15 protein-coding genes are annotated in these 18,792 nt (G+C 75.2%); 8 read left to right on the plus strand and 7 right to left on the minus strand.

What is annotated here, in order from left to right:
- Nucleotides 1-71: 71 nt before the first annotated feature.
- From RVR_RS09225 to RVR_RS09240, 4 genes are read right to left on the minus strand one after another with little or no spacing between them, the layout of a single operon-like run.
- Nucleotides 72-986, minus strand: coding sequence for a hypothetical protein (locus RVR_RS09225; protein ID WP_202233381.1), 915 nt, complete (start codon nt 984-986; stop codon nt 72-74).
- Complete coding sequence (locus RVR_RS09230) at nt 983-2,134, minus strand: heme ABC transporter ATP-binding protein (RefSeq protein WP_430393115.1); 1,152 nt, start codon at nt 2,132-2,134, stop codon at nt 983-985. Before RVR_RS09230 ends, RVR_RS09225 begins: the two co-directional genes overlap by 4 nt.
- Entirely contained in the window at nt 2,131-3,306 is a 1,176-nt protein-coding gene (locus RVR_RS09235) for a FecCD family ABC transporter permease (protein ID WP_430393116.1), read from the minus strand. The genes RVR_RS09230 and RVR_RS09235 overlap by 4 nt, the downstream gene beginning before the upstream one ends.
- Nucleotides 3,303-4,571, minus strand: coding sequence for a heme/hemin ABC transporter substrate-binding protein (locus RVR_RS09240; protein ID WP_202233382.1), 1,269 nt, complete (start codon nt 4,569-4,571; stop codon nt 3,303-3,305). The genes RVR_RS09235 and RVR_RS09240 overlap by 4 nt, the downstream gene beginning before the upstream one ends.
- Before the next feature lie 344 nt (nt 4,572-4,915).
- Between RVR_RS09240 and ddaH the strand changes: the two genes are divergently transcribed.
- Nucleotides 4,916-5,728 carry a dimethylargininase gene (ddaH, locus tag RVR_RS09245; protein ID WP_346731442.1) on the plus strand — a complete coding sequence of 271 codons (813 nt, stop codon included), beginning with the start codon at nt 4,916-4,918 and terminating at the stop codon, nt 5,726-5,728.
- On the opposite strand, the gene RVR_RS09250 is transcribed toward ddaH, so the two are convergent.
- Entirely contained in the window at nt 5,725-6,399 is a 675-nt protein-coding gene (locus tag RVR_RS09250; RefSeq protein WP_202233383.1) for a class I SAM-dependent methyltransferase, read from the minus strand. The genes ddaH and RVR_RS09250 overlap by 4 nt on opposite strands.
- Before the next feature lie 222 nt (nt 6,400-6,621).
- On the opposite strand from RVR_RS09250, the gene RVR_RS09255 reads away from it, so the two are divergent.
- Both RVR_RS09255 and RVR_RS09260 read left to right on the plus strand, forming a co-directional pair.
- On the plus strand, nt 6,622-8,238 hold the full coding sequence (locus RVR_RS09255; protein ID WP_202233384.1) for a phytoene desaturase family protein: 1,617 nt from the start codon (nt 6,622-6,624) through the stop codon (nt 8,236-8,238).
- On the plus strand, nt 8,235-9,362 hold the full coding sequence (locus RVR_RS09260; protein WP_202233385.1) for a magnesium and cobalt transport protein CorA: 1,128 nt from the start codon (nt 8,235-8,237) through the stop codon (nt 9,360-9,362). Before RVR_RS09255 ends, RVR_RS09260 begins: the two co-directional genes overlap by 4 nt.
- Nucleotides 9,363-9,493: 131 nt before the next feature.
- Here the strand turns inward: RVR_RS09260 and RVR_RS09265 are convergent, their stop codons facing one another.
- A complete protein-coding gene (locus RVR_RS09265) occupies nt 9,494-10,549 on the minus strand; it encodes a small ribosomal subunit Rsm22 family protein (protein ID WP_430393117.1) in 1,056 nt (351 codons plus the stop codon).
- Between the two features lie 532 nt (nt 10,550-11,081).
- On the opposite strand from RVR_RS09265, the gene RVR_RS09270 reads away from it, so the two are divergent.
- A complete protein-coding gene (locus RVR_RS09270) occupies nt 11,082-12,599 on the plus strand; it encodes an exopolysaccharide biosynthesis polyprenyl glycosylphosphotransferase (RefSeq protein ID WP_430393118.1) in 1,518 nt (505 codons plus the stop codon).
- A gap of 8 nt (nt 12,600-12,607) precedes the next feature.
- On the opposite strand, the gene RVR_RS09275 is transcribed toward RVR_RS09270, so the two are convergent.
- On the minus strand, nt 12,608-13,567 hold the full coding sequence (locus RVR_RS09275; RefSeq protein ID WP_202233388.1) for a GDP-L-fucose synthase family protein: 960 nt from the start codon (nt 13,565-13,567) through the stop codon (nt 12,608-12,610).
- Between the two features lie 193 nt (nt 13,568-13,760).
- On the opposite strand from RVR_RS09275, the gene gmd reads away from it, so the two are divergent.
- From gmd to RVR_RS09295, 4 genes are all read left to right on the plus strand, one after another.
- On the plus strand, nt 13,761-14,774 hold the full coding sequence (gene gmd / locus RVR_RS09280) for a GDP-mannose 4,6-dehydratase (RefSeq protein ID WP_202238501.1): 1,014 nt from the start codon (nt 13,761-13,763) through the stop codon (nt 14,772-14,774).
- 128 nt (nt 14,775-14,902) lie between these two features.
- On the plus strand, nt 14,903-17,125 hold the full coding sequence (locus RVR_RS09285; protein ID WP_202233389.1) for a LamG-like jellyroll fold domain-containing protein: 2,223 nt from the start codon (nt 14,903-14,905) through the stop codon (nt 17,123-17,125).
- Nucleotides 17,122-17,946, plus strand: coding sequence for an Rv1352/Rv1906c domain-containing protein (locus RVR_RS09290; protein WP_202233390.1), 825 nt, complete (start codon nt 17,122-17,124; stop codon nt 17,944-17,946). The genes RVR_RS09285 and RVR_RS09290 overlap by 4 nt, the downstream gene beginning before the upstream one ends.
- Nucleotides 17,943-18,767, plus strand: a complete 825-nt coding sequence (locus RVR_RS09295; RefSeq protein ID WP_202233391.1) for a glycosyltransferase family 2 protein — start codon at nt 17,943-17,945, stop codon at nt 18,765-18,767. Before RVR_RS09290 ends, RVR_RS09295 begins: the two co-directional genes overlap by 4 nt.
- The last annotated feature ends 25 nt before the right edge of the window (nt 18,768-18,792 follow it).

Raw genomic sequence — 18,792 nt, forward strand, 5'->3', positions numbered from 1 at the left:
GGTCGCGGCGCGTGCGGCGGCGCACGTGCCGGGGACCCGCGGCGGGTGCGCTGACCCGCCGGACCGGCGGGTCAGCGGGCGGCCCCGCCGCGCCCGCGCAGCCGCCGGGCGGCCAGGACCCCGCCGACCACGAGCGCGGCGGCGGCCAGGGCGATCGCGCCGATCTTCACGCCGCTCGCCGACGAGGTGGTCAGCGAGGCGGCGACCGGCGTGGTCGGGGGCGCCGTGGCCGGTGCGGCCGGCGCGCTCGGCGCGGCGCCCGCGGTGGACGGGGACGCCGCCGTGGCCGGGGGCGTCGTGGCGGTGGCGGTCGGCCGGGCCGACGGGGTGGCGGAGGTGCCGCCGCCCGAGGCCGGGGTCTTCCCCGCGCTCCCGTCCGCCGTCGCCCCCGCCGCCTTCCCCGCGGTCCCCGGCGCCGCGAACGCGACCGGTGTGAAGGTCTCGTTCTGCGGGTTCACCACGCCGTGGGCGCCGATGGTGATCACGCCGCACCGCTCGACGGTGCAGTCCACCGCGCGCGAGGTGCCGCCGGTGCCGCCCGCGGTGAACTTCGCGCCGGGCACCACGAGGGTGGTGTGCCAACTGCCGTCAGCGGCGATCACTCCGCCGTTGGCCTCCGACAGCGTGCTGCCGCCGGGGAAGGACACGAACCTCTCGAAGCCGTGGTTGTCCTTCGTCTGGGAGTCCGGGACATAGGCGTAGTCGGTCCCGCTGGTGCCGCCCTGGCTGGGCCGCCACGTGCCGCCGACGGTCCCGAAGAGCACGTAGATGCCGCCGAAGCCGCCCTTGACCGACTGGAATCCGGTGCCGGAGACGGTGAGGGTGGTGGCGTAGTCGGGGTCGGCGGTGGCCGGTCCGACCACCACCCGGGCGGAGGCCGCGGCGGCGGGGTCCGCCGCCGCGAGGCCGCCGGCGCAGGCCGCCGCCGCCAGCGCGCCGACGACGGCCGCGAGCCGGGTCCGGTTGCGGTGCGGGGTGCGGTTCATGGGGCTTCCTCACTTCTGGTGGCGCCGGTGGCGGACTGGGTGCCCGGTGCCGGGCGGCTCCCGGAGGCGGTCCGGGGCGCGCCGGCCGGGCCGGCCGCCTCGGCGGTGGACGGGTCTGCGGGCGGGGCCGTGTCCGCCTCGGGGACCGGTGCGCCCGGGGCGGCGCCCGGGGCGCCGGACGCCCGGCCGGCGCGGCGCGGGACGACGAGCAGGGCGCCGTGGCCGGGGTGCCGGAGCACCTCCACGGGCAGGCCGTAGACGTCTTCCAGCAGGGCTTCGGTGAGCACGGCCCCGGGGCTGCCGCGGGCGACCAGCCGGCCGCCGGCCAGCACCGCGATCTCGTCGGCGTAGGCCGCGGCCAGTTGGATGTCGTGCAGCACGACCAGGACCGCCTGCCCGGCGGCGGCGCACTCCGCCGCCAGCCGCATCAACTGCTCCTGGTGGCGCAGGTCGAGGGCCGCGGTGGGCTCGTCGAGCAGCAGCACTCCCGCGCGCTGGGCGAGCACCCGCGCGAACGAGGTGGCCGCCTGCTCCCCGCCGGACAGGCCGGGATACGCGCGGTCGGCCAGCGGTCGGAGCCCGGTGGCCGACACCGCCGCCTCGACGGCGGCCTCGTCGTCGTCCTCCCGCTCGGTGCCCGCCCACGGGGCACGGCCCATGGCCACCACCTCGACGGCGGTGAACGGGAAGGAGAGCAGCGGCTGTTGGGGCAGGACCGCCCGGCGCCTGGCGAGTTCGGCCGGGTGCGCCCGGCGCGCGTCGAGGCCGCCGACGCGCACCGCGCCAGCGCTGGGCGGGGTGTCTCCGGCCAGCAGGGACAGCAGGGTCGACTTGCCGGCTCCGTTGGGGCCGATGACGGCGAGCACCCGGCCGGCCACCAGTTCCAGGTCGACGTCGCGCACCAGCCACCGCGGGCCGGCCCGGTAGCCGAGACCGGACGCCGTGAGCGCCACCTCGCCGGGCGCGAGGCCGGGAGGCGTCCCGGTGCGGCGGCGCAGCAGCCGCGCCAGCGGCCCGCCGGCGGGCCCGCGGCCGGGTCCTGCGCCGGCCTCCGTGCCGTTCCCGCCGGCGGCCGGGTCCGCCCGGCCGGGCACCGGGTCCGTCGCGCCCGCCGTCGTACCGGTCCCGGCCGGTGCGGTGCCGCTCATGCCCAGCCTCCCGCACGGGTCCGGGTGCGGCGCAGCAGCCAGAAGAAGAAGGGGCCGCCGACGGCCGCGGTGAGCATGCCGATCGGCAGGTCCGCGTAGCGGACCGCGGTCCGGGCCACCAGGTCGGCCGCGGCCAGCAGCACCGCTCCGCCCAGCACGCAGGCGGGGACGAGCACCCGGTGCGCGGGGCCGACCGCCATCCGCACCAGGTGCGGCACCACGAGACCGACGAAGCCGATCACCCCGCTGAAGGCGACTCCGGCCGCGACCATCACCGCGACCAGCACGATGGCGGTCAGCCGCAGGCGTTCCACGTCCACGCCGACGTGGCGGGCCGCCCGGTCGCCGAGGGCGAGCAGGTCGAGCCGCCGGGCGAGCCACAGCGCGCCGGCCGTGCCCACGGCGACGAACGGCGCCACGGTGCCGACGTAGACCCAGCGGCTGCCGTTGAGGCTGCCCAACTGCCAGAAGACGATCTGGTCGCGGGCGGTCTGGTCGCCGAAGTAGGTGCAGAACGCCAGCCCCGCGCCGGTGACGGCGTTGACCGCGATCCCGGTGAGCACCAGCGTGACGACCTCGGTGCGTCCGCCGGAACGGGACAGCGCGTACACCAGCAGGGTGGCCGCGAGGCCGGTGCAGAAGGCGGCCGCCGGCACGGTGAACGCGCCGAACGCGGAGAACCCGGTGACGATGACCACCGCCGCGCCGATCGCGGCCCCTGACGACACCCCGATGACGCCGGGATCGGCGAGCGGGTTGCCGAAGACGCCCTGCATCAGCGCCCCCGCGCACGCCAGTCCGGCGCCGACCAGCAGGGACATCACCACCCTGGGCATCCGCACCTGCCACAGCGTCTCCTCGGCGAAGTGGTCGGGCACCGGGTGCCCGAGGTGCAGCGGGCCCGAGGCACGGTGCAGCACGGACGCGGCCACGTCACCGAAGCCGATGCCGTACTGCCCGAGGGCGGCGGAGGCCAGCGAGACCGCCACCAGCGCGAGCGCCAGGCCCGCGAAGAGCACGGTGACGCGGGTGCGGCGGTGTCCGGTCACGGGCAGGGGGGCGGGGGCGCGGCCGGTGCCGCCGGTCCCGGCGGGGTGGACGGTGCCGCCGCGGTCGCCCTCCCACCGCCCGGCGTCCTCGGCGGGCCGCACCTGCCGGGTGGTCCCGCTCACCGCGCGCCGCCCGTGGCGGTTGCGGGGGCGGGGGCGGAGGCCGTGGCGGTGGCGGTGGGGGTGGGGGTGGCCGACGCCGCTCCGGTGGCCGTCTTCGCGGCGTCGTCCTGGCCGGGCGCGTACAACGCGCGGGCCAGGCCGTCGAGCACGGGCGCGGTGAGCGGCCCGAACGACAGCACCTGGTAGTCGCTCATGTCCACGATCCGCCGGTGCTTGCCGGCCTCGGTCTCGGCGACGCCCGGCAGTCGGAGCGCGCCGTCGACACCGCCCACGGACTTCAGGCCGAGCGTCATCATGAGGATCACGTCGGGCTCGGCCTTCGCGAGCGCCTCGGCGTTGAGCGGGCTGAATCCCTTGATCCCGGCCTCGGTCGCCACGTCCACGCCGCCGACCGCGTCGATCAGCGAGTCCGCGCCGGAGCCCTTTCCGAAGACGTAGTAGACGCCCGCCTGTCCCCGGGCGTACAGGAACACGATCCGCGGCCGCCGGGAGGGGTCCGCGGGGACCACCTTCGCGATCTGCGCGCGTTCCGCGGCGATCTGACGGTCCAGCCGCTGCGCGAGCAGCCGTCCCTCCGGCTCGACGCCGAGCGCCGCGGCGACCTCGCCGACCAGCGACCCGACGGTGCCGATACCGCGCTCGGCGCTGACGACGACCACGGGGATGCCGGCCGACCGCATCTGGAGCACCACGTCCCAGGGGCCCAGGGTGGTGTCGGTGACGAGGACGGTCGGGTGCAGCTTGAGGATCGCCTCGGCGTTGAGCTGGTGGGTGCTCCCGGTGACCACGGGCAGCTTCGCCGCCTCGGGGAAGCCGGTGGACTGGTCGCGGCCGACCAGGTGGGGGCCGAGTCCCAGCCCGTAGACGGTCGCCGACAGCGTGCCGTAGAGGTCGAGCGCGAGGATGCGGTCGGTGCTGCGGACGGTGACCTTCGTGCCCTGGTGGTCCACGACCTCGGCCGGCAGCACCGGGTGCGGGGTCGTGGTGACCGGGCTGATGTCGGCGTCGGACACCTTCGCGGTGGTGGGCCCCTGGTACGCGCGCGGGTCGGCCAGCGGCGTGAGCCGGGACCAGGGCCGCACGGCGTTGTGGGCGGCGGCGACCGAACCGCCCTCGGCGGTCGGCGCGGCCGCCCCGCCGCTTCCGCCGCAGGCGGCGGCCGCGGTGGCCAGGGCGACGGCGAGCGCGGCGGAGCCGGCCCGGCGGCCCAGGACCGACCTCCCCCGGACGCGCGGGACTTCACCACCTCGTCGGACCGTGCGCATACCCCTCCCCTTCTCTTCTTCCGGACACCCGGCACACCGCTCCCCCAGGGGAAGCGGACCCCCAGCGACTTAGGTAAGGCTAACCTTAGTTTGACCGGAAGAAAACCGTCCCCCGGGGTGGGCCGGCCGCGCGACCTCGGCGGACGAGGGTCCCCAAGTCCTCGCCCGCGGGCCGGGGAAGGGGCGTCGCGGCGGTCAAAAGATCACGGACGCGCGGTATCGGAACCTTGTGGCGGTGTCTCACAATCACTCCAGGACCGCGCGTCCCCGTCCCCGGGCCGATCGTCCGGATCGCGGGCGCGCCGTGCAGGCCAGGCACTCACCCACCCCCCGAGGAGCCCCCATTGCGCACCGCGACGCCCCGCCGGTACCTGATGTGCCCACCGGCGCACTTCCGCGTGACGTACAGCATCAATCCCTGGATGGACCCCCGGAAACCGGTGGACCCGGCGCTCGCCCTGTTCCAGTGGGAGGACCTGCGCGACCGCTACCGCGGGCTCGGCCACACCGTGGAGGTGCTGGACGCGCTGCCCGACCTGCCCGACATGGTCTTCGCGGCGAACGGCGCCACGGTCGTGGACGGCCGCGTGCTCGGCGCGCGGTTCGCCAACCCCGAGCGCACCGCGGAGGCTCCGGCGCACCTCGCCTGGTTCCGCGCCCGCGGCTACCCGGACGTCCGCGAACCGGACCACGTCAACGAGGGCGAGGGGGACTTCGCGGTGACCTCCTCCTGGCTGCTGGCCGGGCAGGGCTTCCGCAGCAGCCCGCTGGCCCACGACGAGGCACAGGAGTTCTTCCGCCGGCCGGTGATCAGCCTCGAACTCACCGACCCCCGCTACTACCACCTCGACACCGCGCTCGCGGTGCTCGACGACACCGCCGACGAGATCATGTACTACCCGGGCGCCTTCACCCCCGGCAGCCGCGCGGTCCTCGAACGCCTCTTCCCCGACGCCCTGCTGGCCACCGCGGCCGACGCCGCCGTCCTCGGGCTCAACGCCGTCAGCGACGGCCGCAACGTGCTGCTGCCGCGGGCCGCGCGGGGACTGCGCGCACCGCTGCGCCGCCGCGGGTTCGTGCCGGTCGCCGTCGACATGTCCGAGTTCCACAAGGCCGGCGGCAGCGTCAAGTGCTGCACCCTGGAGCTGCGGCCCTAACGCTCCGCGGCGGGGCGCCGGGACCGCCGCCCGGCGCCCCAGAAGAACGGCCCGCCGGTCGCCCTGACGGCGACCGCCCAGCCGAGCGCGCGCAGCCGCCCCTCCAACTCCGCCGGTTCGTAGGGGACTTTCACGATCCGGTAGGCCGTGCCGTCCGGGGTGCGCCGCCGGACGGTCGACGAGGCCGGGCCCTCGACCAGTTCCTCCGGCGTCCGGTGGCCGTCGTCCACGAAGAACACCCGGCCCTGCGGGGTGAGGGCGGCGGCCACCAGGGACCAGAAGGACGCGAACCGCTCCTCCGGTACGTGGGAGAGCCAGAACCCCATGAAGACGGCGTCGTAGCGGCGGTCGGGCGCCCAGTCGAACAGGTCGGCCTCGACGAAGCGCACCGGGGCGCCGTCCGGGACGCGGCCCGCGGCGATGGCCAGCATCTCGCGGGACGCGTCGACGGCGGTCACCTCGTCGGCGTGCCGCAGCAGGTGGGCGGTCCAGGTGCCCGGGCCGCACGCCAATTCCAGCACCCGGCCCACCGGGCGGAACGCGTCGAGGGCGGCCGCGAGTTCACCGCCGCCCGGGAGGTCGAGGCGCTGGTCGAGGTAGTCGGGCGCGAGGGCGCGGTAGTAGGCGCGCTGCTCGGACAGGAGTCGTTGCCGGGCCGGTCGGTTCGTCATCGGTCCACGGTGGGGCCTGTCCCGGGGGCAAGGTCCAGGTCCCCGGGGGAAGACGTCCGCCGGGGGAGGTGTCCGCCGGGGGAGGTGTCCGCCGCCGGGGTGAGCGGCGGGGTGCACGGGGGCGGCGGCGCAAGTGGCGGGGTGGCGCGGCGGCTCGGTGGCGGGGTGGCGCACCTCGCCGGGTGGGGGCCCGGGCGGGGCGGGGCCCCGTACAGTGCGGGGATGGACCTACCACGCGATGCGCAGCACGACGCCGTGATCGTGGGCGGCGGTCACAACGGCCTGGTCGCCGCGGCCTACCTCGCCCGGGCCGGACGCAGCGTCCTGCTGCTGGAGCGCCTGCCGGCGACCGGGGGCGCCGCGGTCTCGACCCGGGCGTTCACCGGGGTGGACGCCCGCCTGTCCCGGTACTCGTACCTGGTCAGCCTGCTCCCCCGGAAGATCGTCGACGACCTCGGGCTGCGCTTCGCGGTGCGCCGCCGCGGCATCTCGTCCTACACCCCGCACCGGGACACCGGGCTGCTGGTCGACGCGCGGGACACCGCGCGCACCCGGGAGCAGTTCGCGCGACTGACGGGCTCCGAGCGGGACTTCGAGGCGTGGCAGCGGTTCTACGCGATGACCGCCCACGTCGCCCGGCGGGTCTTCCCCACGCTGACCGAGCCGCTGCCGACCCGGGCGGAGCTGGAACGGAAGGTGGCCGACCCGGCCGCCTGGGAGGCGCTGTTCGAGCGGCCGCTCGGCGAGACGGTGGAAGCGGCGTTCGCCGACGACACGGTGCGCGGCGTGGTCCTCACCGACGCGCTGATCGGCACCTTCACCCACGCCCACGACCCGTCGCTGCGCCAGAACCGCTGCTTCCTCTACCACGTCATCGGCGGCGGCACCGGCGACTGGGACGTGCCGATCGGCGGGATGGGCGCCTTCACGGACGCGCTCGCGGACGCCGCCCGGTCCGCGGGCGCGCGGATCGTGACCGGCGCCGAGGTGACCTCGATCGCGACGGACGGCCGGGTCGCGGAGGTGGCCTACGAGGACGCCGCGACCGGCCGGACGCACACGGTCGCGGCCCGCGACGTGCTGGTCAACGCCTCCCCGCACGCCCTGGCCGGCCTGCTGGGCGCACCGCGCCCGCCCCGTCCGGAGGGCGCTCAGCTCAAGGTGAACATGCTGCTGCGCCGCCTGCCGCGGCTGCGGGACCGCGCGGTGGACCCCGCGGACGCCTTCGCCGGCACCTTCCACGTCGCGGAGGGCTACCGCCAGTTGCAGACGGCGTACGAGCAGGCGGCCGCGGGGCGGGTGCCGGACGCGCCGCCGTCGGAGATCTACTGCCACTCCCTCACCGACCCGTCGATCCTCTCCCCCGAACTCGCCGCGACCGGAGCGCACACCCTCACCCTGTTCGGGCTGCACGCGCCCGCCCGGCTCTTCGCCGCCGACCCCGAGGGCACCAAGCGGGAGCTGCTGGCGGCGACGCTGGCCCAGCTCGACGCGGTGCTCGACGAACCGCTGGCGGACTGCCTGGCCACCGACGCGGACGGGCGGCCGTGCCTGGAGGCGAAGTCGCCGCTCGACCTGGAGCGGGAGGTGGGGCTGCCGGGCGGCCACATCTTCCACCGCGACCTGTCCTGGCCGTACGCGCAGGCTCCGGACGCGGCGGACGCGGCCGACGAGGCGGGCGGCCCGGGCACCGATGTGACCCAGGCCACAGGCCGTTGGGGGGTCGGCACCGGTTGTGGGAACGTCTTCCTCTGCGGCGCGGGCGCGGTCCGCGGCGGCGGGGTCAGCGGCGTCCCCGGCCACAACGCGGCGAGAGCGGTACTGGAGAAGGCACGATGACGTACAGGCCCGCGGTGATCCACCGCAAGGACGGTTCCCGGCGCGGCTTCGGGCGCCAGTGGCGGCGCGCGGGCCGGTGGCACTCCCTCGACGCCGGCGGGGGCGAACTGCCCGAGCAGCGCCGCTGCACCGCCGACGTGGTGGTGGACTGCGCGGTCTACGACGAGGGCTGCCGGGCCGCGTCGCTGCCGCCGCAGGAGGCGCTGGACGAGGCGCGCAGGCGGGGCGGCTTCGCCTGGATCGGCCTGCACGAGCCGGACGCGGAGCACCTGGAGGAGATCGCGCGGGTCTTCGGACTGCACCCGCTCGCGGTCGAGGACGCGGTCCACGCGCACCAGCGGCCGAAGCTGGAGCGGTACGGCGACACCCTCTTCCTGGTGCTGAAGACGATCGTCTTCGTGGAGCACGAGAAGCTCACCGCGACCAGCGAGGTGGTGGACACCGGCGAGGTGATGATCTTCCTCGGCCCGGACTTCGTGGTGGTGGTCAGGCACGGCAGCGCCCCCGGGCTCGCCCGGGTCCGGCGGGCCCTGGAAAGCCGCCCGGAGATGCTCGTGCACGGCCCGTCGGCGGTGCTGCACGCCATCACCGACCAGGTGGTGGACGACTACCTCGACGTCGCCGACGCGGTCGAACTCGACGTGGACACCCTGGAGTCCGACGTCTTCTCCCCCGAGCACGGCGACGACGCCAGCCGCATCTACCAGCTCAAGCGCGAGCTGATCGAGTTCAAGCGCGCCGTCCTCCCGATGGCCCGGCCGCTCGAACGCCTCACCGAGGGCGCCGACGGCCTGATCGACGCCGAGATGGGCCGCTACTTCCGCGACGTCGCCGACCACCTCTCGCACGTCCGCGAACACCTCGTCGGCTACGGCGAGTTGGTGGACGGCCTGCTGTCGGCCAACCTCAGCCAGCTCGCCGTGCAGCAGAACGTCGACATGCGCCGGATCAGCGCGGGCGCCGCGATCCTCGCCATCCCGACGATGATCGCCGGCTTCTACGGCATGAACTTCCGCCACATGCCCGAACTCGGCTGGACCTACGGCTACCCGATCATGCTCGGCGTCACCGCCGTGCTCTCGGGCGTGTGCTACCGCGCCTTCCGCCGGGTCGGCTGGCTGTAGGCCCGGGAGGCCGGCGCCCCGCTGCCCGGGTCCGGTTCCGGCTCCGGGTTCCGGGTTCCGGGTCCGGTCCGGTTCGGGTCCGGTCCGGTTCGGGTTCCGCACCCGCACCCGCACCCGCACCCGGCCGGTCCCTACTCCGACGGCTCGGGCCGTTCCCGCTCCGTACCGTCCGGCGGCCACGGGTCGCCCCAGCGGGCGTCGCGGGCGGCGCGGTAGAGGGGGCCCAGGCGCTTGCTGACCGTGGTGCGGGTGAGGTCGCCGGACGCCGCGCACAGGTCGAGCAGGACCTGCCCCTTGCGGGTCTGGGGGTGGCGGACCACACGGTGGGCGGCCGGCGCCGCGTCGGCCCCGGCACCCGCCGGACGGAGCGCGGCGACGTAGCTGAACTTCTCGTCCTCGTACGGCAGGGTGCCGCCCTTGACCTGGCGGTGCAGGGCGGAGCGCGGGACACGCGCGGCGAAGTGGCACCAGTCGGTGCCCGTGACCGGGCAGGGGCCGCTGTGCGGGCAGGGCGCGAGCACCGTGAACCCGGCGGCGGTGAGGCGGTCGCGGGCGGCGATGACCCGGGCGTAGCCATCGGGCGTGCCGGGTTCGGCGACCAGCACCACCCCGCCGGCGCGGGCGGCGCCGGCGGCGGCGTCCACCAGGGCGGCGCGGTCGCCGGGGGTGAGCTCGCCGAGCACGTAGGAGACCGTGACGAGGTCGGCCGGCGGCAGGTCGGGCGCGCCGGACAGCGGGGCGCGGGTCCAGGTGGTGGCACGGACCGAGGGCGTCGCGGAGCCGGCGGCGAGCGCCCGGCCGAGGTCGAGCGCGGCCGCCGACCAGTCGAGCACGGTGCCGGCCGGGCCGGCGTCCCCGGGCCACGCGTCGGCGACCGCCCACCGCGCGGCGCCGGTGCCGCCGCCGAGGTCCAGGTGGACCGCCGGCGTCCAGCCGGCGGTCCGGGCGCGCAGCGCCGCGAGCGCCGAGCGCGCGGCGGCGTAGGTGGCGGGCATCCGGTACGCGGCGTACGCGGCCGCGTCGGCGGCGTCCCGCAGCACCGGCGCGGCGGTGGGGGTCGCGCCGCGGTAGTTCTCGATCAGCCGGTCCACCTGGGCGGACGCCTGGGTCGGGACGGTGGCGGCGAGCCGGCGGGTGAGCGCCGCGGCGAGGTCGTCGGGCAGGTGCACGGTGGGAACGAGGGACACGAGAGCCAACTTTAGAGGGCTTTCGCGCCGGCCCTCGCCGCCCTGACCAGGCCCGGGGTGCGCCCGCGCGGGTCCGCGGCCCGCGCGGCGCGGGCAGGCCCTCTTGCGCGCGGGCGCGCTGTCGTCCACCGTCGAACCGACCCTGTACGACACGCAGGTTAACTCTGTCATGACATCGACTCGAATATGCGCAATCGGCAGCGGAACGGACCTCAGGTGGCTTAACGTTCGCTGGTGTCACGGAGCGCCAGCACTTGGGGAAGTGCTGGGGCTCCTCGTCGGTCGCGATGTGCCAGGGGGGTCCATGCGGCGTATCGAAACAACCCCGGCAACACCTGCCCTGCCCGCAGTGTCCGTGGACGGCGAACCACGACCACGCTCCGCCCGGGCCGGCGCCCGGCAGCACGCGGTCGGCGCCATGACCCAGGGCGGCGACGCCCGCGCCCCGCGGCCGATACCGGCGGCGGCCCCGCCGCCGACCCTGCCCCCGCCACCCGTCATACCCGCGCCACCGGTCATACCCGCGCCGCCCGTGGCACCCGGACTGTCCCGGCCCGCGGCGGCGCCCCCGGACACGTACCGGGCCCGCGCCGCCCACGCCCTGCACGGCTGGCAGGGCGTCCACCGCGCCCACAGCAGCTACGGCGACAAGGCGCCCTGGTACCTGCCGTCGACCCTGGCCGCTGACACCCTGGGCGCCGCCCTTCCGCTGACCGCGGTACTGGACCGCACCGGGCAGCCGCACGCCGCCGCCTGCGGCGCGGCCGCGGCCGCCGCCTGGCTGGCGGTGCGCGCCTTCCGCCGCCGCTACACCTCCGACGCGCTCGGCGAGAGCAGCGGCCTGACCGCCGTGCTGGGCGACTGGCTGGTGCTGCTCGGCGTGCTGGCCGTGCTGCGCACCGCGTTCGACGAGCGGGCCGACGCGTCACTGGCCCTGGCCGGCATCGCCCTCGCCCCGCTGGTCGCGGCGGCCACGCGTACCGCCACCCACCGCCACCTGGCCACCGCCCGGCGCAGCGCGCACGCGGTGCGGCGGGTGCTGGTGGTCGGCGAACCGAGTGCGGCCGACGACGTGGTCGGCCACCTCGCGGCCCGCACCGACCACGCCTACGTGGTGGTCGGAGCGGTCCCGGTCGGCGGCGCGAAGCTGGCGTGCGGCGCACCCGTCACCACCCGGCTCGGCGCGGTCGCGCCCACCGGGCCGGCCGAGGACGCGGGCATCGTGCTGGGCGCGGTGCGCGAGCACCGGGCCGAACTCGTCCTGCTGCTGCCGGGGCCGCGGCTGGACGCCGAGCGGCTGCGCCGCCTGTCCTGGGCGCTGCACGACGCGGACGTGCCGCTCGCGGTGGTGCCCGGCCTGGTGGACGTGGGGGTCCAGCGCGTCCAGCTCGACGCTCCCGCGGGCCTGACCCTGCTGCACATCGCCCCGCCGATCCGGGACGGCGCCCCGGTGGTGCTGAAGGCGGCGCTGGACCGGACCGGCGCGGCGCTCGGACTGCTGCTGCTCGCGCCGCTGTTCGCGGTGCTGGCCGCCGCGATCCGGATCGGCTCGCGCGGCCCGGTCTTCCACCGGCAGGTCCGGTACGGGCGGGCGTGCGTGCCGTTCACCATGTGGAAGTTCCGCACCATGGTGGCCGACGCGGAGGCCCGCCGGGCCGAGCTGGAGCGGTCCGGCGGCAACGAGAACGACGGCCTGATGTTCAAGATGCGCCGCGACCCGCGGATCACCCCGGTCGGCCGGCTGCTGAGGCGCTGGTCGCTGGACGAGCTGCCGCAGTTGCTGAACGTGCTGCGCGGCGAGATGTCGCTGGTCGGCCCGCGCCCGCCGCTGCCCGACGAGGTCGCCCGGTACGACGAGGTGGCGCGCCGCCGGCTCGCGGTGCGCCCGGGCATCACCGGGTTGTGGCAGGTGAGCGGGCGCAGCGAACTGTCCTGGGACGAGACGCTGGCGATCGACCTGCGGTACGTCGACAACTGGTCGCCGGCCGGCGACGTGGACGTGATGGCCCGCACGCTGCGGGCGGTCGTCGACGGACGCGGGGCGTACTGATGGGGCGGTCAGGAACCGGGCACAGACCGGGACCCGGCCCCGGCACGCCAGTCGGCGTACACCGCGGCGACACCGTTGCGCAGCGCGATCCGCGGCCGCCAGCCCAGCGCGCGCAGCCGGGAGACGTCCAGCAGCTTGCGCGGCGTGCCGTCGGGCTTACTCCTGTCCCAACCGACGGCGCCGCGGTAGCCGACCACGTCCGCGACCGTCTCGGCGAGTTCGCGGATCGTCAGGTCCTCGCCACAGCCGACGTTGACCGGTTCGTCGGCGTCGTAGACCCGCAGCAGCAGCGCGCAGGCCGACGCGAGGTCGTCCACGTGCAGGAACTCCCGGCGCGGGGTGCCGCTGCCCCACAGCACCAGTTCGGGCAGCCCGTCGCGTTCGGCCTCGTGGAAGCGGCGGATCAGCGCGGGCAGCACGTGCGAGGTGGCGAGGTCGAAGTTGTCGCCGGGCCCGTAGAGGTTGGTCGGCATCGCGGAGACGAACCCGGCGCCGTACTGCCGCCGGTAGGAGCGGACCTGCACGATGCCGGCGATCTTGGCGAGCGCGTACGCCTCGTTGGTGGGCTCCAACGGACCGGTGAGCAGGGCCTCTTCGCGGATGGGCTGCTCGGCCAGCCGCGGGTAGATGCAACTGGAGCCGAGGAACAGCAGGCGGCGCACACCCGCCTGGTGGGCGCCGGCGATCACGCTCAGCTGGATGGCGAGGTTGTCCTCCAGGAACTGCACCGGGTGGGTCGAGTTGGCCATGATCCCCCCGACCCGGGCGGCCGCGAGCACCACCGCGTCGGGCCGGGTGTCGCGCAGGTAGGCGGCGGTCCCGGCGGCGTCGCGCAGGTCGAGTTCCGCGCGGGTCCGGGTCAGCACCCGGTGGCCGTCGGCGGTCAGCCGGCGGGCGATCGCGGAGCCGACCAGCCCGCGGTGGCCGGCGACGAATATCCGGGCGGCGGGCGGCAGCAGTTCGGTCATGGCGGCGATTGTGCCAGCCGATCGGGGCAGCACGGCGCTGATCCCCTCATTCCGCCAATTCCCTGAATCCGGCCGAGTTGCCCTGGCACCCTGTCCCGGGTGTCCGCCCGACCAGCGGCACGTCCGACGGCGGTGCCGGCGGCCCGAACCGGCCCCGGGCACCGGCCCGACCACTCCATCCTTGGGGGAACACGTGGGCAAGACCGCCCTCATCACCGGCGTCACCGGGCAGGACGGCTCGTACCTGGCCGAACTGCTGCTGTCGAAGGACTACACGGTGCACGGCATCGTGCGCCGCTCCTCGTCGTTCAACACCGAGCGGATCGACCACATCTACCAGGACCCGCAGGAGGCGCACCGGTCGCTGGTGCTGCACCACGCGGACCTGGCCGACGGGGTGGCACTGGTGAACCTGCTGCGCGAGGTGCGGCCGGACGAGATCTACAACCTCGGCGCCCAGTCGCACGTGCGGGTCTCCTTCGACGCGCCGATGTACACCGGCGACGTCACCGGCCTGGGCGCGCTGCGCCTGCTGGAGGCGGTGCGCGCCAGTGGCATCGGCGCCCGCGTCTACCAGGCGTCCTCCTCCGAGATGTTCGGCGCCACCCCGCCCCCGCAGCACGAGGGCACGCCCTTCCACCCGCGCAGCCCCTACGCCTGCGCGAAGGTCTTCGGTTACTGGGCGACGGTCAACTACCGTGAGGCGTACGGGATGTACGCGGTCAACGGCATCCTGTTCAACCACGAGTCGCCGCGCCGCGGCGAGACCTTCGTGACCCGGAAGATCACCCGCGCGGTGGCCCGGATCAAGGCGGGGCTGCAACAGCGCCTCTACCTCGGCAACCTGGACGCGGTCCGGGACTGGGGCTACGCGCCGGAGTACGTGGACGCGATGTGGCGGATGCTCCAGCGGGACGAGCCCGAGGACTACGTGGTGGCCACCGGACGGGCCGCCACCGTACGGCAGTTCCTCGACACGGCGTTCGCGCACGCCGACCTCGACCCGGCCGAGCACGTGCGCTACGACCCCAAGTACGAGCGGCCCAGCGAGGTGGACGCGCTCATCGGCGACGCCTCCAAGGCGCACGACCTGCTCGGCTGGCAACCACGGGTCAGGGTCGAGGAGTTGGCCCGGCTGATGGTGGACGCCGACATGCAGCAGGTGGCGGACCAGCTCGCGGGCGCGGCCGTCCGCATCGACCGCTAGACCCGGTGCCGGGCCCTGGCCCGGCACCGCGACAGCACCACGGCACCACGGCACCACGGCACCACCGCACAGCACGGCACCATCGCACCACCGCACGGCACCACTTCCGTTCCAGAGGAGAACAACGCATGCGCAGATGGCCGGTGTTGACGGCCGCCCTCGCTTTGGCGGCCGCAGCTTTGGGGATGGTGGGGCCGCCCCCGGCGACCGCACTGCAACCACCCGTCGGCATCACCGCCGGGAACCTGCCCACCTACCAGACGAACGGCATCGTCTGGGCGATGGCGCAGGCCGGCGGCGACGTGTTCGCCGGCGGCACCTTCTCCACGATCCGCCCGCCGGGCGCCGCCGCCGGCACCGGCGAGACGGCCGCCGCGAACTTCGCGTCGTTCGACGCGGCCACCGGCCAGCCGGCCGGCTGCCAGCCGACGTTCACCGTCGGCTCGAACGACGCCACGGTCCGGGCGCTGGCCGTCTCCCCCGACGGCCGGACGCTCTACGCGGGCGGCTTCTTCGGCTCGGTCAGCGGCACCGGCGTCAGCAGCCTGGCCGCGATCGACCTGGCCACCTGCAAGGTGAGCACCACCTTCCGCCCCGCGGTCTCCGGCACCGTGCGCACCATCGTGGCCACCGACGACGCGGTCTACTTCGGCGGCGACGTGACCTCGGTCGGCGGCACCACCCGGCACCGCTACGCGGCGGTCAGCGCCGCCGACGGCTCGCTGCTGCCGTGGGCGCCGAACGTCGACAACCCCGGCCGGGCCCTCGCGCTGACCCCCAACGGCAAGGACGCCATCCTCGGCGGCGACTTCAACACCGTCGACGGCGTGGACTCGCACTCCCTGGCGGTGGTCGACGCCACCGGCGGTGCGCTGGTGAAGGCGTACCCGACCGGCTTCTTCGACGCCACCTCGGTCACCAAGACCATCTACGTCGATCCGGCGAGCAACAGCTTCTACACCGGCAACGAGGGCACCGGCGGCGGTGTCTTCGACGGGCGGGCGCGCTTCAGCCTCACCGACTTCAGCCAGGTCTGGCGGGACGACTGCCTGGGCGCCACCCAGACCGTCGCGGTCTACGACAGCGTGCTGTACAGCGGCAGCCACGCCCATGACTGCTCCAGCATGGGCGAGTACCCCAACGGGGTGCGCAAGCACCTGCTCGCCGAGCCGGTCGGCGACCCGCACCTGGTGTCCTGGTTCCCCGACACCAACGACGGCATAGGTGAGCAGATCGGCCCGCGGGTGATGTCCTTCGCGTCGGTCGGCTCCACCGAGTACCTGTGGGTCGGCGGGGAGTTCACCACCGTCAACGGCACCGCGCAGCAGGGCCTGACCCGCTTCCCGAGCGGACCCGACACCACCGCCCCGAGCCTGCCGCAGACCTCGGTGACGAGCATCAAACCCGGTGCGGTGCAGGTCAGTTGGCAGTCGAGCCTGGACAACGACGACAGTCTGCTGACCTACCGGGTGTACCGGAACGGCGCGACCACGCCGATCTACACCACCACCGGCAGCTCACTGCCGTGGGTGCGCCCGCAGATCACCTTCACCGACACCGACGTGACCCCGGGCGTGAAGTACACCTACCGGGTCACGGCGAGCGACGGCACCAACACCACCGCGCTGACCCCGAACGCGTCCGCGACGGTGCCGGCCTCGGCCGAGGCGTACCCGACCCAAGTGCTCGCCGACGGCGCGACGCTGTACTGGCGGTACGACGCGGCGTCCGGCTCCTACACCGCGGACTCCTCGCCGTCGAACGACAGCGGGGTCAGCGTCGGCGGACCGGTGCACGGCGTGACGCCGGGCGCGGTGCCGGGATCGAAGGCGTACACCTTCAACGGCACCTCGCAGTGGACGTACAGCGACCGCGCGCACCCGCAGCCGACGCAGTACAGCGTCGAGGCGTGGTTCAAGACCACCACCACCTCCGGCGGCAAGATCATCGGCTTCGGCAACGACCCCACGCAGACCAGCACCCACTACGACAAGCACATCTACATGCTCAACAGCGGGCAGGTGGTCTTCGGGATCAACCCGGGCACGGTGAAGACGCTCACCACCCCGGCGAAGTACAACGACGGCGCCTGGCACCAGGTGGTCGCCACCGAGGGCAGCGGCGGCTCCAAGCTCTACGTCGACGGCGTGCTCAAGGCGTCGAGCACCACCATGACCGGCAGCGAGGCGTACACGGGCTACTGGCGGGTCGGCGGGGACAACCTCAACGGCTGGCCGACCCGGCCCACCAGCGACGACCTCGCCGGCTCGATCGACGAGGCCGCGGTCTACCCGAGCGTGCTGACGGCCGCCCAGATCGCGAAGCACTACACGCTGGGAACCGCCGGGTGAGCGCCCGGCCACGCCGTGGCGCCACCGCCGCCGTCCTCGTGACGGCGGCGGTGGCGCTGCTCGCCGCCTGCGGCAGCGGCGGCGGACACCACGCGTCCGCGGCTCCCGCCCCCTCCGCCGCCGGCCCCGACGCCGCCGGCCCATCCGCGACCGGCACCGCCACCACCACCGACGGCGGCCCGGCCGAGGCGGACGGCTCCGCCGCCGGCGGTCCGAAGATCCCCGACAGCCGGCTCACGCCGCCCGGCGGCGGCTCCTTCTCCCCGCAGCAGAAGCAGTACCTGTCCGGGCGGGTGCCGCAGGGCGACGACCCGGTGGCCGTGCTCGAAGGCGGCCAGGAGGTGTGCGAGCGGCTGGCCCGCACCTCCGCGATCGATCCGGCGGCGGCGGCCAGCGCCATCGTCACCGGTGACATCAGCAGGTCCGGAGCCGCCGCGGCGGCGCGCTCGTTGTGCCCGGACCAGGAGTACGTCGTGGCCGCGGCCGCGCACGGCTTCGCCGACGGCAGCCACACCGTGGCCGCCCGCGCCGTCGCCGGCACCTCCGTGGCCCCCGGCCGCTACCGGGCGCCGAACGTCTCCTCCGGCTGCACCTGGCGGGTGGCCGCCGCGGACGGCCGGACGCTGGTGTCCGGCTCGGCCACGACCCCGGCGCGGGCCGTGCTGACGGTGCCCAACGACGCGCACACGGTCACCTCCAGCGGCTGCTACGCCTGGCTGCCCCCGATCACCGCGCCCGCGGCGTCCGGCACGCCGACCGCGTCCGCCGGGACGGGCCGGCCCGCCCCCGCGTCCCCCACCCCTTCCGGAAGGACCTCGTGAGCACGCTCCCGCTGGTCGTGGTCATCCCGACCAAGAACGAGGCCGAGAACATCGCCCGTACGGTCTCCTCCGTCATCGGCCACGTCGAGGCGGTGGTCGTGGTGGACTCGCACAGCACCGACGACACCTGCAAGATCGCCGCGCGGCTGGGGGCGCAGGTGGTCGAGTACACCTGGGACGGCGGCTACCCCAAGAAGAAGCAGTGGTGCCTGGACCGGGTCCGCCCCGAGATACCGTGGCTGCTCTTCCTCGACGGCGACGAGACGCCGAGCCCCGCGCTGCTCGACGAGTTGCGGAGCGTCTTCGCGGCCGGGCCGCCGTCGGTCGCCGCGTTCGACATCCCGCTCGGCTACTGGTTCGCCGGGCGGCGGCTGCGGCACGGCCACACCATCGTCAAGCGCGCCCTGCTCGACCGCACCCGCTGCCACTTCCCGGAACCCGGCGACCTCGACGCCCCCGGGATGGGCGAGCAGGAGGGGCACTACCAGCCGGTCGCGCCGTCCGCGGCCCGGCTGCGCTCCCCGATCGAGCACGAGGACCTCGACCCGGTGCGGACCTGGTTCGACCGGCACAACCGCTACTCGGACTGGGAGGCGTGGCTGGAGGTCAACCCGTCGGTGAAGGAGGAGATCCGCCGGGTCAAGACCCGCCAGGGGCAGCTTTTCCACAAGGCGCCGCTCAAGCCGCTGATGTCCTTCGCGTACGCCTACGTCTACCGGCGGGGCTTCCTCGACGGCCGCGCGGGTCTGGACTACGCCCTGGCGATGAGCTTCTACCGCTGGCAGATCGGCCTCAAGGCCCGGGAGTACCAGCGGCGTTGAGACGTCCGTGCACGGCAGCGGGGCC

The organism is Streptomyces sp. SN-593, from assembly GCF_016756395.1.
Lineage (GTDB): Bacteria > Actinomycetota > Actinomycetes > Streptomycetales > Streptomycetaceae > Actinacidiphila > Actinacidiphila reveromycinica.

Excerpts from the sequence above, each read along its gene's own strand:
- RVR_RS09225 (WP_202233381.1), bottom strand. The coding sequence starts at position 986 with ATGAACCGCACCCCGCACCGCAACCGGACCCGGCTCGCGGCCGTCGTC.
- RVR_RS09230 (WP_430393115.1), bottom strand. The coding sequence starts at position 2,134 with ATGAGCGGCACCGCACCGGCCGGGACCGGTACGACGGCGGGCGCGACG.
- RVR_RS09240 (WP_202233382.1), bottom strand. The coding sequence starts at position 4,571 with ATGCGCACGGTCCGACGAGGTGGTGAAGTCCCGCGCGTCCGGGGGAGG.
- RVR_RS09250 (WP_202233383.1), bottom strand. The coding sequence starts at position 6,399 with ATGACGAACCGACCGGCCCGGCAACGACTCCTGTCCGAGCAGCGCGCC.
- RVR_RS09255 (WP_202233384.1), top strand. The coding sequence starts at position 6,622 with ATGGACCTACCACGCGATGCGCAGCACGACGCCGTGATCGTGGGCGGC.
- RVR_RS09260 (WP_202233385.1), top strand. The coding sequence starts at position 8,235 with ATGACGTACAGGCCCGCGGTGATCCACCGCAAGGACGGTTCCCGGCGC.
- RVR_RS09275 (WP_202233388.1), bottom strand. The coding sequence starts at position 13,567 with ATGACCGAACTGCTGCCGCCCGCCGCCCGGATATTCGTCGCCGGCCAC.
- RVR_RS09285 (WP_202233389.1), top strand. The coding sequence starts at position 14,903 with ATGCGCAGATGGCCGGTGTTGACGGCCGCCCTCGCTTTGGCGGCCGCA.